At 63.9% G+C, this 13,137-nt stretch carries 13 protein-coding genes; 6 read left to right on the top strand and 7 right to left on the bottom strand.

Features of this window, described 5'->3' with window-relative positions:
• Positions 1-114: 114 nt before the first annotated feature.
• The gene (locus ASF90_RS02230; RefSeq protein WP_055845297.1) at positions 115-1,290 is read right to left on the bottom strand and encodes a thiolase family protein; all 1,176 of its coding nucleotides are present in this window, start codon (positions 1,288-1,290) and stop codon (positions 115-117) included.
• Between the two features lie 160 nt (positions 1,291-1,450).
• Here ASF90_RS02230 and ASF90_RS02225 point away from each other — a divergent pair, with 160 nt between their 5' ends.
• Entirely contained in the window at positions 1,451-4,288 is a 2,838-nt protein-coding gene (locus ASF90_RS02225; protein WP_055845294.1) for a S8 family serine peptidase, read from the top strand.
• Positions 4,289-4,389: 101 nt separating this feature from the next.
• On the opposite strand, the gene ASF90_RS02220 is transcribed toward ASF90_RS02225, so the two are convergent.
• The 3 genes from ASF90_RS02220 to ASF90_RS02210 all read right to left on the bottom strand — a co-directional run bounded on the left by ASF90_RS02220 (position 4,390) and on the right by ASF90_RS02210 (position 7,466).
• The gene (locus ASF90_RS02220) at positions 4,390-5,490 is read right to left on the bottom strand and encodes a Glu/Leu/Phe/Val dehydrogenase dimerization domain-containing protein (RefSeq protein ID WP_055845291.1); all 1,101 of its coding nucleotides are present in this window, start codon (positions 5,488-5,490) and stop codon (positions 4,390-4,392) included.
• Positions 5,491-5,646: 156 nt separating this feature from the next.
• Positions 5,647-6,903, bottom strand: a complete 1,257-nt coding sequence (locus tag ASF90_RS02215) for a 2OG-Fe(II) oxygenase (RefSeq protein ID WP_055845289.1) — start codon at positions 6,901-6,903, stop codon at positions 5,647-5,649.
• A 35-nt stretch (positions 6,904-6,938) separates the two neighbouring features.
• Positions 6,939-7,466 carry a M48 family metallopeptidase gene (locus ASF90_RS02210; protein WP_055845286.1) on the bottom strand — a complete coding sequence of 176 codons (528 nt, stop codon included), beginning with the start codon at positions 7,464-7,466 and terminating at the stop codon, positions 6,939-6,941.
• 395 nt (positions 7,467-7,861) lie between these two features.
• Here ASF90_RS02210 and ASF90_RS21185 point away from each other — a divergent pair, with 395 nt between their 5' ends.
• Positions 7,862-8,035: a DUF1328 domain-containing protein gene (locus ASF90_RS21185; protein ID WP_003489471.1), complete on the top strand. Its 174-nt coding sequence runs from the start codon at positions 7,862-7,864 to the stop codon at positions 8,033-8,035.
• Positions 8,036-8,180: 145 nt separating this feature from the next.
• On the opposite strand, the gene ASF90_RS02205 is transcribed toward ASF90_RS21185, so the two are convergent.
• Positions 8,181-8,435, bottom strand: a complete 255-nt coding sequence (locus ASF90_RS02205; RefSeq protein WP_055845283.1) for a DUF2789 domain-containing protein — start codon at positions 8,433-8,435, stop codon at positions 8,181-8,183.
• 131 nt (positions 8,436-8,566) lie between these two features.
• Here ASF90_RS02205 and ASF90_RS02200 point away from each other — a divergent pair, with 131 nt between their 5' ends.
• On the top strand, positions 8,567-8,833 hold the full coding sequence (locus ASF90_RS02200) for a DksA/TraR family C4-type zinc finger protein (protein WP_055845280.1): 267 nt from the start codon (positions 8,567-8,569) through the stop codon (positions 8,831-8,833).
• A 165-nt stretch (positions 8,834-8,998) separates the two neighbouring features.
• On the opposite strand, the gene ASF90_RS02195 is transcribed toward ASF90_RS02200, so the two are convergent.
• Complete coding sequence (locus ASF90_RS02195) at positions 8,999-9,592, bottom strand: mechanosensitive ion channel family protein (RefSeq protein ID WP_055845278.1); 594 nt, start codon at positions 9,590-9,592, stop codon at positions 8,999-9,001.
• Between the two features lie 1,081 nt (positions 9,593-10,673).
• Between ASF90_RS02195 and ASF90_RS02190 the strand changes: the two genes are divergently transcribed.
• The 3 genes from ASF90_RS02190 to ASF90_RS02180 are packed head-to-tail and all read left to right on the top strand — an operon-like array spanning position 10,674 to position 12,696.
• Complete coding sequence (locus tag ASF90_RS02190) at positions 10,674-11,258, top strand: sigma-70 family RNA polymerase sigma factor (RefSeq protein WP_055845275.1); 585 nt, start codon at positions 10,674-10,676, stop codon at positions 11,256-11,258.
• Complete coding sequence (locus tag ASF90_RS02185; protein ID WP_055845272.1) at positions 11,255-11,800, top strand: hypothetical protein; 546 nt, start codon at positions 11,255-11,257, stop codon at positions 11,798-11,800. Before ASF90_RS02190 ends, ASF90_RS02185 begins: the two co-directional genes overlap by 4 nt.
• An 11-nt stretch (positions 11,801-11,811) precedes the next feature.
• Positions 11,812-12,696: a DUF4097 family beta strand repeat-containing protein gene (locus ASF90_RS02180; protein ID WP_055846246.1), complete on the top strand. Its 885-nt coding sequence runs from the start codon at positions 11,812-11,814 to the stop codon at positions 12,694-12,696.
• 120 nt (positions 12,697-12,816) lie between these two features.
• Here the strand turns inward: ASF90_RS02180 and ASF90_RS02175 are convergent, their stop codons facing one another.
• Entirely contained in the window at positions 12,817-13,002 is a 186-nt protein-coding gene (locus tag ASF90_RS02175; RefSeq protein WP_010366034.1) for a hypothetical protein, read from the bottom strand.
• Positions 13,003-13,137: the final 135 nt, after the last annotated feature.

Here is a 13,137-nt window from a genome sequence, read left to right as displayed (position 1 = left end):
CCTCGTCGATTAGATTAGGCAACGCGCTATTGCGCGCCCCAGACATGATGACGGCCCGAAGACGAGTGTCAAGCGCGCGCCCATTCAGCTTTGCAAAATCGCTGTTAATGGCAATTAAATCAATTCGATAGCAATGGCGGTCGCTTCGCCGCCGCCGATGCACAGCGTTGCGATTCCGCGCTTGCCGCCGCGCGTGCGCAACGCATTCACCAATGTCACTACCAGCCTTGCACCAGACGCGCCGATCGGATGACCCAACGCGCAGGCACCGCCATGCACGTTGACCTTGGCATGCGCGATGCCCAGTTCCTTGATCGGTGTCATCGCCACGACGGCGAAGGCTTCGTTGATTTCGAACAGGTCTACCGCGTCCAGCGTCCAGCCGATCTTGTCGACCAGCGACTGGATCGCCGCCACCGGCGCGGTGGTGAACCATTCCGGGTCCTGCGAATGGGTGACGTGGCCGACGATGCGCGCCAGCGGCGTCACGCCACGGCGCTGCGCATCGTCGGCGCTCATGAGCACCGTGATTGCCGCACCGTCGGAAATGCTCGACGAACTTGCCGCCGTCACGGTGCCGTCTTTCTTGAAGGCCGGCTTCAGGGTCGGGATCTTGGCAACGTCGGATTTGCCCGGCTGCTCATCGCTGTCGACAACAATCTCGCCCTTGCGCGTGACCACGGTCACCGGAACGATTTCATCGGCGAACGCGCCACTGCGCTGCGCGGCCTGCGCGCGCTCGACCGAGGCGATGGCGAAAGCATCCTGATCGGCGCGGCTGAAGCCGAACTTTTCTGCGGTGGCTTCGCCGAACACGCCCATCGCCTGGCCATCGTAGGGATTGGTCAAGCCATCCCATGCCATGTGATCCACCGCCTGGAAATTGCCATAGCGATTGCCGGTGCGCGAGTTCGGCAGCAGGTGCGGGGCATTGCTCATCGACTCCATGCCGCCAGCCACCACGATGCTGGCCGAACCGGCCTTGATCAAATCGTGTCCGAACATGATTGCCTTCATGCCCGAGCCGCACACCTTGTTGATGGTGGTGGCGCCGGTGGATGTCGGAATGCCTGCAGCGATGGCCGCCTGACGCGCCGGGGCCTGGCCGAGGTTGGCCGGCAACACGCAGCCAACGATGACCTCGGACACGTCCGCCGGTGCGATTCCCGATTGCGCCAGCGCGCCTTCGATGGCGGCAGCGGCGAGCGTCGGCGCCGGCACCCCGTTGAATTGACCGAGAAACGAGCCGATGGCAGTGCGTTTGGCAGCAACGATGACGATGTCGGACATAAAGGGGATACCGTTTAAAGTGAAACGATTATCTGCCTCATGGCCGATTCGCGCCAGCAAGCTGACGTGCGGCTGCAGACCCGAAGCGATGCCGTATATGATGAGACTAGGGCCCGGGATGGGGCCCAATCCATGGAATGGGTTCGGGGAGAACACTTGAATGAAGAAGAGAAACGTCGCCAGGACTGTCCTGGCCTCGGCGTTGGCTGTGGCGTTGACCGCGTGTGGTGGAGGCGGTGGTGGAGGCGGTATTCGTCCGACCACGCCGACTGCACCGCCACCGACCTCGCCACCACCGCCGCCGCCCACCTCACCGCCGCCGCCGCCACCGCCGGTCACTGCACCGCAACCGGCAATCGACGCACATCTGGCGTTGACCAATGCACGTGCAGCGCAGGCGCTGGGGTTCACCGGCGCGGGCTATCGCATCGGCATCATCGATAGCGGTATCAATACCAATCATCCGGCCCTGCAGGGGCGGGTGAGCGACAGCTTCCTCTATGTCGACCCGCGCACCAGCAATGTCGCAGTGGGCGATGTGCTCGGGCATGGCACGGCTGTCGCCGAGCTGGCGGCCGGGCGCGCGGTGGGGCAATGGCCAGGCGGCATTGCGCCGGGTGCAGGCCTGGTGTCTGCGCGGATCATCAGCGACCGCGCGCCGGTGGACGATGGCAGTGGCCAAGGCAATGAAGTCGACGGGCCGCTCGGTCTGGGCCCAGTGCATGCCGATCTGATCAGCGCCGGCGTGCGCATCATGAATAACTCATGGGGCGGCCTGTATTGGAACGACCCGACGGTCACCAATCAGATCGCGCAGGAATACCGCGCCTTCATCATCGGCAACGATGGGCTGGTGGTATTTGCCTCGGGCAATGAGTCGCGTGCGCAGCCGTCCGATACTGCGGCGCTTCCCAGTCAGTTGGGTCCGAACGGTACGCTTCCGGCCGCAGACCTGGAGCGTGGCTGGCTAGTGGTTGGCGCGCTGGATACCGCCAATCCCACGCAGCTGGCGTCGTACTCCAATGCATGCGGCGTGGCAATGCGTTATTGCCTGGTGGCACCGGGCACGGCGCTGTTTATCGATCCCGATGCAACCGCCAGCAACATCCGCTATTTCTATGGCAGCGGTACGTCCTACGCTGCGCCGCTGGTATCGGGTGCGGCGGCATTGGTGTGGCAGGCGTTTCCGTATTTCAACAACGATCTGGTGCGTCAGACGTTGCTGGGAACAGCCACCGATCTGGGCGCGGCTGGTGTCGATCCGACGTTCGGTTACGGCCTGCTCAACGTGGGCAAGGCGGTGCTGGGGCCTGCGCGGTTCGATTGGGGGACGGTGGATGTCGAGGTCACGACCTTGCGTTCGACCTGGGCCAACGACATTACTGGCAGCGGCGGTTTAACCAAGCGCGGATCCGGCACGCTGATCCTCAGCAGTAGCAACAATACGTTTGCCGGCGATACCCAGGTGCTGGATGGCACGTTGCAAACGGCCAGTCTGCAGAGCGCGCGGGTTGACGTCCTCAATGGTGCAACGTTGATCGGAGCAGGACGCATTGCCGGCACGGTCTCCAATCGCGGGAGTACGCTGCAGGTCGGTGGCGCGGTTTTGGCAATCGGAGGTAACTACACCCAAGATGACTTCGGACGCTTGGCATTAAATGTGGGCGACCGCTTGAACGTAAGCGGTACAGCGACGATCGACGGTGACCTGCAGTTGCTCGGGCGGCGGGATTATGTGGTCAACAACACTACCTATCCTGTGCTGCAAGCAACCAACGGTCTGCAGGGAACGTTTGCCAGTCTCAGCAACGGGCCTGCAGTCACCTTTCTCAATGCCACGTTGAGCTACGACGCCAATAACGCGTACGTGTCGCTGCAGCGCATGGATGTCACGGCCGTTGCCGCATCGCTGGGCGCAATCGGCACGGCATCGATGGAGTCGGCAATTCGCGTCGAACAGGCGTTCCAGAAGGTGGACGCGCAGCAGCTGCAGGGCAACGGCGGCATCAGTGGCGACTTCATTCGTGCCGCGGCAGCGTTGCAGCAATCACCCGATGCCAAGACCGCAGCGGATTCACTGCGCAGTCTGTCCGGACGTGCGCATGCGGCGTCTGCGGCGATGACCTTCGACACCATCGATCTGGGCCGGCGCGCGTTGGCCGCGCATTTCGATGGTCTGTCGCAACAGCCGCGCCTGCTGGGCACCTGGCAGCGTGCACTGGGCGGGCCGGGCGAGGGTGGGGTGACTACTGCAGGGTTTGCTACCTCCGGCTGGATGATGGGCAACGATCTGCGCTTGGCGTCTGGCGCAGTCACCGGCTTTGCTTTCGGCGAAACGCGTTCCAACAGCCTGGGCGATCTGGATGGCGCACGCGGCCGCGATCGGCAGGTGCAGGCGCAGCTGTACTGGGGCACCACGTTGGGATCGGCGTATACGCTGGGCCAGCTGGGCTTCGGTAACGTCAACCGGCAGATCGAGCGCACTCTGCAATTGGGCGAAGACCGCAGCAGTGCCTTCAGCGATTACAGCGGCAGCTATCTCAGCGGCAACCTGGAAACCGGGTATCGCTGGGGCCATGCAGCTGCGTCGCTGACGCCGTACATGGGCCTGGATTACGTGCGTCTGCGGAGCGAAGGGTTCCGCGAAAGCGGTGGCGATGGTTTCGGCTTGCGTGCCAATGCAAGCACGTCCTCGCGCACGCAAGTGCTGGCCGGCATGCGTTCGGCCTATCGCTGGCGCAGCCTGCAGTTGGGCGGTTATGCCGAATGGCAGCAGGCGTTGAGCAGCCAGGGCTTAATGCTGGATGCCAGCTTCATCGGTGTGGAGGCATGGGCACCGCTGCGCGGCATGCAGCCGGCGCGCTCGGGCGGCGTGTTCGGCATTGCGGCCTCGGCGCCGTTGGGCCAGCAGAGCCAGCTACGCTTCGGCTACGACCAGCGGGTGGGCGAGCGCGGCGACGACCGTGCGGTGAGCCTGAAGTACAGCGCCGATTTCTGATCGGTGTGCATGACGCCCGGGCGCAATGCCCGGGCGTCGTATGTGCGGCCGCGGTTGCGTCATCGCACGTGTCGTTAACTGCGGCCCGCCTGTTGGCGTGCTTATTCGCCGCGCAATTTATGCAAAAAACGCGGTGCAGTGCGGCCCAGCGGCAGTTTGAGTTTGCTGATGGCCTCGATGCGCGTTTCGGCAATTTGATCGGCTGCCTGCTGCGGCGACACGTTCAACTGCGTGGACAGGTCGAAGACCTTTTCCAGATTGTGATAAATGCTGCGGATCAGGCGCATGGCGCGTTCGCGGTTGTAGCCGTCGATCTCCAGCGACACATTCATCACCCCGCCGGCATTCACTACGTAATCGGGCGCATACAAAATGCCGCGCTTGTGCAGCTCGTCACCGATCGCAGCGCTGGCGAGCTGATTGTTGGCGGTGCCGCAGATGATCTTGGCCTTGAGCTGCGGCAAGGTGTTCTCGTTGATCGCACCTTCCAGCGCGCACGGTGCGAACACGTCGGCCGGCACCTGATGGATTTCGTCCGGGCGCACGGCTTCGGCGCCGTACTCGGCCACTGCGCGATCCACCAGCGCCTGATTCAGATCGGCCACATAGAGCTTTGCGCCGCGTTCCTTCAGCAATTTCACCAGTTCCATGCCGATATGGCCCAGGCCCTGGATCGCGATGCTCGCCTTGCCCACCTCTTCGTGGCCGAGCTTGCGATTGAGCGAGGCCATCAGCGCCTGCAACGCACCGTAGGCGGTGAAGGGCGCCGGGTCGCCGGAGCCGCGATGCACCTGATGCACGCCGGTGACGTACTCGCTCTCCAGGTAGATCTGTTCCATGTCGTTGACGTCGGTGCCGACATCTTCGGAGGTGATGTAGCGCCCGCCCAAGGTGTCGACAAAACGGCCGAATGCGCGGAACAGCACCTCGCTCTTGTCGGTTTTGGGGTCGCCGATGATCACCGCTTTGCCGCCGCCGACATTCAGCCCCGCCAACGCGTTCTTGTAGGTCATGGTGCGGCTGAGCCGCAGCGCATCCGTAAGCGCCGCTTCGCTATCGGGGTAGGGGCGCATGCGTACACCGCCCAGAGCCGGCCCGAGCCGCGTGCTATGCAAGGCGATGATGGCTTTGAGGCCGGCGTCGCGGTTGTGGCAGAAGATCACCTGCTCGTGACCGGTGGTATCGAGGGTTTCGAAAAGCATCGAAGGCTCCGCGGGGCTGCGTGATGTGCCTCCCCTGACACCGGGCATGCACCCGTGCAATGGGGAAACAAAAAAACGACGTCTGCAGACCCTGTCCGATCACGTCGCGCTGCAACATTTTAAACCACGTCAGTGGGGCGCAGTGTATGAACCTGTTCACCAATCCCGATAGCGTCGCTGCCGGAACCACAGCGTCGCCAGCCACTTGTTCCCGGCCGCGACCGGCAGGCCGGCATGCAGCGAATCAGGATCGGGCCGGCCATCGGCGTGCAGGTTGTCGAAACACACCACCGACCCTGCGCACGGCGGCACGCAGACACCTGCAACCGGAAAATCGGTCTGGCCTCCTGCCTCGACCGCATTGAGATACACACAGACGGTGCGCAGGCGATCACCGGCAGCGGGACGATCAGCGGCAATTCTGCTGGCCGGCAGGTAGTCGCGATGCGCGCGATAGTGCTCCCCTGGTGCGTAGCACAGCACCGACAATGGCTCGGCATGCGTCAGCGGTAGCCGCGCACAAGCCGCCAGCCTCGCCTGCGCAGCGCGGGCGGCGAAGTCTTCCAGAATCGGGTCCAGCGTCGCGCCGCGGCTGGTGCGGATCGGCGTGCGCTGGCTGCTTGCATCATTCGGATCGACCACCTGGGAGGCGCGCAGATGTGGGCGAGCCAGCAGGATCAATAGCCGGCACTCGTCGGCGGACAGCACCGCGGAGTGGCTTTCGATCGTTGGACGCTGGTGGAGCCGCGTCGGCGCGCCGCGAGGGGTGAAGTGCATGTGCGCGGGCGCGCTGTCATCGACCGGATCGGGAGGCGCGATCTGGACCTCGGGGAGGGCCGTGATTCCCAGCGGCTGCAGTTGCCGCAGCAGGTGCTCGGCTGCGTCGGGCTGGGCGGCAATGCCTTCGCCGCGCAGCAGGCGCTCGGCGAGCAGCACCGCGGCTGGCACATCGCCAGCCGATGCAGCCTGCTCCAGCAGGCGCACACAGTGTTGTTGCTGATGCGGGTGATCGATTCGACCGTATTGAATGGCTAGCGCGCGCAGCGCCGGCGGGTAGTGTGCGTCTGCTGCAGCGTGCAACCGCGCATGCGCTTGTGTTCCCAACTGCCCAGGGTCCTCGCCCATAGCCAGCGTCGCCAGCAGATACGACGCTGCAGCCACGCCGTTGTGCTCGGCGTGTTGCCAGTGCGCGATGGCCTGAGCGACATCCACCGGACCGCCGATGCCGTAGGCCAGCATGCGGCCGGCTTCGATCTGGGCGGTGGCATCGCCTGCGGCTGCGCCACGGATGTACCAGGCGAGAGCTTGCTCCGTCTCACCGGCGCGCACCAGCGCCTGCGCCAACGCATTGATGGCCGCGGGCTGTTGGCCTTGTGCGGCGAGGGTGAGTTGCGCGAGGGACGAGGCGTGCATGGCTGCATCCTAATCGGTGACCCGGCACAACGCGATCAGCTGTCTGCTGCGAGTGCCAGGTGGGTCAGATACAGGCGCAGGTCGAATTCGAGCTGGTGGTAGTCCGGGGTCATGTGGTTGCACAGCTGATAAAAGGCCTTGTTGTGATCGGCTTCTTTCAAGTGCGCTAGCTCGTGGGCGACGATCATCTGCAGGAAGGGCTCCGGTGCATCCCGAAACACCGAGGCAATCCGGATTTCGCGACTGGCCTTGAGCCGGCCGCCGTGCACGCGCGAGATGGCCGTGTGCGTGCCCAGCGCATGCTTCACCACCTGCAGGTGGTTGTCGTAAATCGCCTTGTGCAAGGTGGGCGAGGAGCGCATGTAACGCTCCTTCATCGCCTTGACGTAATCGTACAGATGGCGATCGGTGCGAATGCTGTGCCGCTCCGGATAGCGCCGCGCCAGGACCGCGGCGAGCTTGTCCTGTGCGATCAGCTCGCGCACCTGATCCAGGACGGCGGGCGGGTAACCGGTGAGATAGCGAAGAGTGTCCATGGCGATCGACTGCTGCAAGAGCTGCATGATCGCCGATGCTGGCGAATCTGTCTTAACAGTGAGGAGCAGGCGCGCTGCAGAGCGTTCGGGTGGTTCCCGACGATTGCGGTCAATGACATCAGCTTCATGCAGGCAAGCGCGATCAGCTCGCCTGCTGCGTGGTCGCTATCGACTCGATCAGTCTTGAAAACACCATCGATCGAAAGTTGCCTGGTGACGTCGACGAAACGTCAACGCGCAGGGTCTTTGCAGGAAACCTGCGCGCCGTTAGCGCTGAACGCCGTCTGCGTGTGGCAGCGTGTGTCAGGTGTATTCACGAATGCGGCACATGTGGATGGGTAGCGTGCAGCGCATGTTTTGCGGCGATGTGTCGCAAGCACACGATCGAACAACGGCAGCGTGCCGGATTAGGAGACAACAATATGATCAAGTGGGCCATTATCTTCGCCATCATCGGACTGATTGCCGGTGCGCTCGGATTCGGCGGGATGGCAGGCGCTGCGATGGGAATTGCCAAGTTCCTGTTCTGGGCCGGCATCATCATCGCCATCGTGCTGTTTGTGCTGGGCATGACGATCGCCAAGAAGGTGACCTGACGCGCAGTGTGCAGCTGGACAGTGTTGCGCTGTCAGCTGCACTGCTGCAAAAAAGAGCGGCCATTGGCCGCTCTTTTTCTATCAGCGCGTTGTACAGCGCGATCGCTGAAGGCGATCTCTACCGTAAGCATCGAGCGGGCCTGCGTCAGACGCCGGTATCGTCAGCGGTCGTATGCAGGGCGATATTGAGCTGGTCGATGGTCACGATCCAGTCGGCATCGTCGAGACGTTCTTCACGCAGCAGCTGCGCTTGTGCGGGCGTCCAGAACGGCGCTTCTTCCAGGCGCATATCGCCCGGCAAGGGCGAATGTTCGGCGATGAAGGTGCGAATGCTGGCCTCATCGGATGCCAAGCCAAGTTGGGCGAACAATTCGGAGAACGGGTGGACAGGGTGTTCCATTGCAAATCCCTCGTGGGTGCGGATGACTGAATGTTAGAGCACCCAGTTTGAGGGCACTGTGCACGGCCGGCTTGGATTTGCCTGCGCCAATGACCATCTATCTAACCTGACCAGATAAGGGTGAGACGATCATGGCGACCGGATGGGCGGGTGATGGGGCAGTGCAGGACCAGATCGATGCCACCGTCGAAGACGCGATCAAGCGTGCGCGCAGTCAGCTGCACCAAGGGCCGAGCCTGACCCATTGCGAAGCCTGCGATGCGCCGATTCCCGAAGCGCGACGCAAGGCCGTGCCTGGTGTGCAGTTGTGCGTGAACTGTCAGGAGGCGCACGACCTGGAACAGGGCGCGCAAGGCGGATTCAACCGTCGCGGCAGCAAAGACAGCCAACTGCGTTGAGTGCGTTGAGTGCGTTGAGTGCGTTGGTGCGCTCGCAAATGGCGGGTGTGTTGTTGACCTCAAACATGCGTTGCCGAGAGCACGTTGTTCCGGCGGCGCTGTGGACGTTCGGGAGCTTTGCGGTCGGCAAGAACGGTGGTCCATTCCCTCCACGTCACTGCGTGCTCAGTTCGCGTTGAAACCGCTGCTTTCGCGCCACCGACGCGTGGTGCGCTGGAAAAACAGGCTGTTTGGGACCTGCAGTACACTGCCCGCATGGTCGCCGGTTTCTTCCAATGTCGTGTAGATCACGTTGATATCGATCACCCGTCCCTTCAGGCCCGGCTTGTCGCCACCTTCGAGCAGCTCGATGTGATCGTGCAGTCGAAACGGACGTGTGGTGATGATCAGGAAGGTGCAGAAGATATTGGACAGCACGCTCCATGCGGCGAAAAACGCCACCGCGCCAACCGCAGCAAAGCCGGTGAATGCCGTCCATAGCGTTTCGCTAGAGACACCGGCAACGTGCAAGACCATCAGCAACGCGCTGGTCGAAATGATGAAACTGCCAACGCGGCGAATACCGATCATCATCTCGGCGGGCACGTTGTAGCGCGTGCATACGCGTCGCAGCAACTGCCGCAACAACAGGCGTAGCAAGCCCGCCAAGGCAAGTATCAGCACGATCTTGATCGTTGGCACTGCGACTGCCAGCCACTCCGGGTTCCAGTGAGGCAACAGGCTGCGGATCATGGCGGGCAAGGGGTCGGACGCGGACATCAGATCAGGCAAAAAGCGGGGTGGACCGCCATTGTAACGGCGCAACCTGCACGCGACAGGTGCAGGGGATGAACGTGTGTGCGCGTCTGAGTCATCCGGCTGTAGCAGGCGCTGTTGCTACACCTCGTGCTTGTCCTGTTTTTTTTGAGGTGAGTGAGGTAGATGCGGACTTGCAAAACCGACGGTGTTCCTGCGGCGCGGCGCTGCTCACGGCCGCGGCGACGCTAGATGCGCCGAACCAGGTGCCTGGCATTACAGCGCCGTACAACGCTTGCCGAGCGGCTCTACAGATGCGCTGGTGGTCGGACCTTTAGACATTCGCGTCCTGCCGATTGCGGAGGTGCGCTGGCTGGGAGCTAACCCGTCTTCGCTGTACCCGATCGCTGCCATTCAGTGCCGATACGCACGTCATGCGCGACCAAGACCGCCAAGCGCCGCCAGGTCTGCGCAACCGCGTGGACCGGTGCCCACTCATCCGGTCTACTGGCACCGATGCAGGAGGCCTGCTCCAAGGGGGCATGCAGTAGGCAGACGTCGATCCGGGCAGGCGTCACCCTGAGCTGCACTGTGTCCAGTCGCTGCACTTGGGGGCAGTGGGGCGTGCACAAGGCCAGAGCCAGTCCAAGCAGGGGTGGCATGACGATCTCCAACGTAAACCAGGCGCCACGCCGCGGTGGCGTCGGCGGGCGGCGATGCGGCGCGGGAGTGCGCCATTGCAGACTTGGATGCGGCGGCCGGCCAAAAGGTTTAGAGCTGCGAACATGCGTACTGCGCTTACCGGCAGGCGGCCGTGGCCGGGAATCGGCAGGTACCACTCGTACGCCCGGCTCTGAGTGCGTTGCCCGCGCACCACCTGACGATTGCTAGGTACGCTTTATCGGCCGCTCTCGCAGTGGTGATCGGCTGCTGCACTGAGGATTAGCGAGCACTGCAGCGATTGCAGTGGTGAGACGGCTGTTCGCCACGGATCCAGCCGTGCGGCACCGCCAGCACACCAGCCAGGGCTCGCGCCGTTCTGCGGGCTTCCAAAAAAGTTTGCGCGGGTTTAAACCATTGCGCTGTTCGGTGCATCCAACTGGCTATGCTCGACACCTCCGTGCCCATCGATGCCCTGCCGTGCGCCACCCCCGCCGACCGCGACGATGCGGCGTTGGCGCGTGCGGCAGCGGCTGGCGAACGCGCTGCGTATGAGGCGATTTATCGCCGCCATTCGCCGCGGCTGTATGCGCTGGTCTGGCGCTTGTGTGGCGGCAATGCCGCGCGCGCCGATGACGTATTGCAGGACACCTTCATCGCCGCGTGGAAGGCATTGCCGCAGTTTCGCTTCCAGAGTGCCTTGGGCACCTGGTTGCATCGGCTTGCCGTCAATACCGCGTTGATGGAGCTGCGCGCGCGTGCGGCGTTTGGCGATCACGCCAGTGACGACACCGATGCGATGCTTGCGGCAGTTCCCGACGCAGCGGGTTGTCACTCGATCCGGATGGATCTGGAGCGCGCCTTGGAAACGCTGCCGCCGCGCGCCAGGGCGGTGCTGGTGCTGCACGATATCGAAGGCTGGAAACACCAGGAAATTGCCGATCAACTGCAGATGGCAGTCGGCAGTTCGAAGGCACAACTGCATCGCGCGCGCGGTCTGCTGCGCGCGCGGCTTGGAGAACACGCATGACCCCCGACCACCCCGACCACCCTGATCGCATCGAAGCCGAGTCCCGGGCCGAAAACGCTGCGCTGGTCGCGCGCTTGCAGGCATTGCCGCAGCAGCGCTTGCCGCCTGCGCAGCTGTGGGAGCGCATCGCGCCGGCGCTGGTGCCGCATGCCACTGCGGTGGCACGTCGGCCGGGTCGTCGTCGCTGGGCGCTGCCGGTGCTTGGCGTTGCGTTGGCAGCGGTCGTGGCCTTGGTCGCTGTCGTGCCCGGCATCAGGCAGCACACACCGCCGCCGCGTGCAGCGAAGCCGGCGCTCGTGGCGCAGGCGCAGGCGCTGGCCGGGCAATACCAGCAGGCCATCGCCCAGGTGCCGCTGCAGCAGGTGCCGGCCGATCTGCGGCCTGCGCTGGATGAGCTGGATCAAAGCGCGCAGGCCATCCACGCGGCCATCGCGCAGAGCCCGCAGTCCGCCTTTTTGTTGTCGCAACTGCAGCGCACCTACGCCAAACGGCTGCAATTGACCCGTCTTGCCTCTCAGGGCGAGACATCCTTCCCAAGTTGAGGAGCATGTTCATGCGCTACGCACATCTTTCCCTGTTGCTGTTGGCTGCGGTTTGCGCTGCGCCGGCGGCGGCCCAAACTGCGGTCAATCAGAGTCATCCGTTGGCACGTGGCGGGCGCGTGGAGCTGGAAAACATCGCCGGTCAGATCCGTGTGCGTGGTTGGGACCGCGACGAGGTGGCGCTGACCGGCACCTTGGGCGAGGGCCAGCGGCTGGAGGTCGATGCGAGTTCGAATCGGCTGCAATTGGAAGTGATCTATCCGCATACCAGCCGCAGTAGCAAGGGAGCGCAGCTGGAGTTGCGCGTGCCGCGCGGCGCCATGCTGCAGGTGGCTGCGGTCAGTGCGTCGGTCGATGTGGATCAGGTCGATCTTGCGCAGCTGCGGCTCAAATCCGTCAGTGGCGACGTAGTGGCGCGCGGTCGTGCCAAGGAAGCGCAGCTGGAGACGGTCAGCGGGACGTTGCGCAGCACGGTGAGCAGCGGGCGGGTGACGCTGGGCACGGTTAGCGGGCAAATCGACGCGCAAGCCGGTGCCAGCGGGGTGGTGTCGGCCGAGTCCGTTTCCGGTGATATCCGGATCGGCGCGGGACAGGTCTCGCAGTTGCGTTCGCAAAGCGTGTCTGGCTCGGCCTCGGTCACGGTGGCCGGGCTGGCGCCGGGCGGCAGCATCTCTGCAGAGAGTGTCAGCGGCACGATCACGCTGGGCGTGCCGCGCAACGTCTCGGCGGCGCTGAATGTGGAGGTCTTCAGTGGCGACATCCACTCGGTGGCCGGGCGGGTGGAGCGGCCTGAGTACGGCCCTGGCAAGAGCCTGCGCGCGACGCTGGGGGCCGGCAACGGCGATATCAAACTGGAGTCGCACTCGGGTTCGGTGCGTATCGACTACAGCAACTGACGCCGAAAACAGACGTGCCACCTCGCGGTGGCACGTCGGTAACACTTCAAGGCAACCCTTGGCTGCAACTGTCGCGAGCGCGCGCTGCGATGCGGGCGCAAGCGACAGCGTGCTCGCTGCTTACGCGATCTTGTCGCCGTCGTTGCGGGCGGGGCCGAAGTTGGTGGTGAGCACTTCGATCCGGCCGCCGGTCTTGCGGAACGCGGCGATGTCGGCAGCAATACGCTCACGACTGAGCGGCTGCGACTTGCCTTCGCTGCGAGCGATGCTGGGCTGGGATTTCTGCTTGGTCGCGGGACGTGCCATGTGGCCTCCTGTAGCGGGGAAGTGCAATGACACCGCGTGCGGCGAGGGTGGTGCGCGCGAAAGCGGTGTCGAGAAGTGCGATCGCGTTCGGTGCGCAATCGCGGCGGCACGACGGGCGTGCCTTGCAGGCGAGAC

Origin of the sequence: Xanthomonas sp. Leaf148 (genome assembly GCF_001423585.1) — a bacterium.
Taxonomy (GTDB): Bacteria; Pseudomonadota; Gammaproteobacteria; order Xanthomonadales; family Xanthomonadaceae; genus Xanthomonas.
This window is presented reverse-complemented; position numbering and strand designations above follow the sequence as displayed.

Excerpts from the sequence above, each read along its gene's own strand:
- ASF90_RS02230 (WP_055845297.1), bottom strand. The coding sequence starts at position 1,290 with ATGTCCGACATCGTCATCGTTGCTGCCAAACGCACTGCCATCGGCTCG.
- ASF90_RS02225 (WP_055845294.1), top strand. The coding sequence starts at position 1,451 with ATGAAGAAGAGAAACGTCGCCAGGACTGTCCTGGCCTCGGCGTTGGCT.
- ASF90_RS02220 (WP_055845291.1), bottom strand. The coding sequence starts at position 5,490 with ATGCTTTTCGAAACCCTCGATACCACCGGTCACGAGCAGGTGATCTTC.
- ASF90_RS02215 (WP_055845289.1), bottom strand. The coding sequence starts at position 6,903 with ATGCACGCCTCGTCCCTCGCGCAACTCACCCTCGCCGCACAAGGCCAA.
- ASF90_RS02210 (WP_055845286.1), bottom strand. The coding sequence starts at position 7,466 with ATGCAGCTCTTGCAGCAGTCGATCGCCATGGACACTCTTCGCTATCTC.
- ASF90_RS21185 (WP_003489471.1), top strand. The coding sequence starts at position 7,862 with ATGATCAAGTGGGCCATTATCTTCGCCATCATCGGACTGATTGCCGGT.
- ASF90_RS02205 (WP_055845283.1), bottom strand. The coding sequence starts at position 8,435 with ATGGAACACCCTGTCCACCCGTTCTCCGAATTGTTCGCCCAACTTGGC.
- ASF90_RS02200 (WP_055845280.1), top strand. The coding sequence starts at position 8,567 with ATGGCGACCGGATGGGCGGGTGATGGGGCAGTGCAGGACCAGATCGAT.
- ASF90_RS02195 (WP_055845278.1), bottom strand. The coding sequence starts at position 9,592 with ATGTCCGCGTCCGACCCCTTGCCCGCCATGATCCGCAGCCTGTTGCCT.
- ASF90_RS02190 (WP_055845275.1), top strand. The coding sequence starts at position 10,674 with ATGCTCGACACCTCCGTGCCCATCGATGCCCTGCCGTGCGCCACCCCC.
- ASF90_RS02185 (WP_055845272.1), top strand. The coding sequence starts at position 11,255 with ATGACCCCCGACCACCCCGACCACCCTGATCGCATCGAAGCCGAGTCC.
- ASF90_RS02180 (WP_055846246.1), top strand. The coding sequence starts at position 11,812 with ATGCGCTACGCACATCTTTCCCTGTTGCTGTTGGCTGCGGTTTGCGCT.
- ASF90_RS02175 (WP_010366034.1), bottom strand. The coding sequence starts at position 13,002 with ATGGCACGTCCCGCGACCAAGCAGAAATCCCAGCCCAGCATCGCTCGC.